Raw genomic sequence first — 1,829 nt, forward strand, 5'->3', positions numbered from 1 at the left:
TCCTTTAAAGTATAACCGAAAAGCTCAGTAAAGAGGCTGTGTTATAAATAATTATATTTAACAATGATTTTTTCAACTTTAAAAAAATTAAGGTTTTTAGGGTTAATATAATGATAAAAAATATATTTATTCTTCTATTAACCTAATATTATCTCATTTTACTTAAAATATAGGGGTATTATCCCCTTAACAGGTATTTAATTCTTTAACTAAAGCTGGTACTCCCAGGAGAGTGATCATACGAACAAGATCAAAGCAAGTACTAATAATAGAGGCTTCAGCTTTTACTCCTTTTAAGCCTCTTAGGAGGAAGGAATCAAACTTTAGATTATATTTAATATGTCCAAAGGGAAGTTCAACTTTCTGTTTTCTAAGTTTGTAAATTTCTTGGGAAGAAGGTTCTTCGTATTGGGCTTCTAACTTTTGTCTTACCTCTTCCTTGAGGAGACGGCTTATGGTTCTTCCGGTGGGAGATTTAGTACAGACACCGTAATGGGGACAGGAAAGACATATTTTCTTATCCGTAATTTTATATACTCTATTATTTTCTTTATTAAGACGGTAGGGAATTAGTTTATGTCCTTTAGGACAGATATAATAATCATTCTTGAGATCATAAGTAAAACGTTCTTTGGCAAATAAAGAAAGTTCTTTTTTAGAGGCCTGCCTTTTGGAAGGGACAATGACCTTAATCTCTTGTTTATCTATTTTCTCCAACTCATCGGTGGAGGCATAACCAGAATCAGCTACTGCCGTCTTACACTTCTTACCTAAGATCTGATTAGCTTTATTAATCTGGGAAGCAAACTGATTAACGTCATTAGCCTCATTTACTACATCAGTAGATAAGATGAGACCTTTTTTGTTATCTACTGTACTCTGGAAGTTAAAGCCGCCATAAAAGTTCTTTCCTTTTTTTATACGGGTACAATCAGGATCAGTGGTATTAAAGGATTCTTCTTCTTTTAATTCTTGCAGGATACCTTTAATCTTGGACTTGAGGGTCTTTTGGTCTTTTAATTCTTTATCCATAGTGACTAAAGAACCTTGTTCGGCCTCATCAATAACATCACATTGGGTGAGGAGATCAGAGATACGCTCATCGATATGCTTTAAGGCCTTTTGGGCTTTTTCCTTAGTCCAGGTATTTTTGATTGAGGCATTGGCTCTTATTTTAGTACCATCAACAAAGAGGGTATTACCCTCTATTAGGTTGAGCTTGATACATATTTTGGCACACTGTCTTAAGACTTGGGCTAAGGCTTCTTTATTCTTTCTCCTATATTCGGCTATAGTCTTATGGTCTGGCTTTAGACTAGAGGTAAGCCAGATAAAAGAGAGATTGTGATGACAGGCTCGCTCTAATTTTCGGGAGCTGCGGATACCGTAGGAGTATCCGTAGACTAAAAGTTTTAGCATAGCCTTTGGATAGTATTCTGAATTGCCTATTTTGTGAGAATCAAGGGTAATCCCTAATTCTCTAAAATCAAGGGCTTCTGCAAAGGCATCATAGGCCCTAACTGGATCATCAGAGGCAATACAGTCTTCTATACTCTGAGGTAAGAGTTTGATTTGGTATCTATTACCATAACGATAAGCCATAATAAAAGTTTCCTTTCTTTTATGATTATTATGCTAATATTATAACATAATAATTGCTAAAAGTCTTGTAAAATAAGAGTTTTATTTGATTTTTATTCAATATTTTTTAATCTTTTATCTTAGATAGAAAAGGTAATTATGACACAACCTCTTTCGCGGGAATGACAGAAGAAATATGCGGGCTTGATAAATCAAGCCCCTACAAATTATTCACCCTCACCCTAACC

1 protein-coding gene is annotated in these 1,829 nt (G+C 34.6%); it reads right to left on the reverse strand.

Annotated features, from left to right (window positions below; genetic code table 11):
- Nucleotides 1-186 precede the first annotated feature (186 nt).
- A complete protein-coding gene (locus COZ07_RS02355; RefSeq protein ID WP_406606989.1) occupies nucleotides 187-1,602 on the reverse strand; it encodes an IS1182 family transposase in 1,416 nt (471 codons plus the stop codon).
- Between the last annotated feature and the right edge of the window lie 227 nt (nucleotides 1,603-1,829).

The sequence above is a fragment of the Candidatus Infernicultor aquiphilus genome, from assembly GCF_002784285.1.
Lineage (GTDB): Bacteria > Atribacterota > Phoenicimicrobiia > Phoenicimicrobiales > Phoenicimicrobiaceae > Infernicultor > Infernicultor aquiphilus.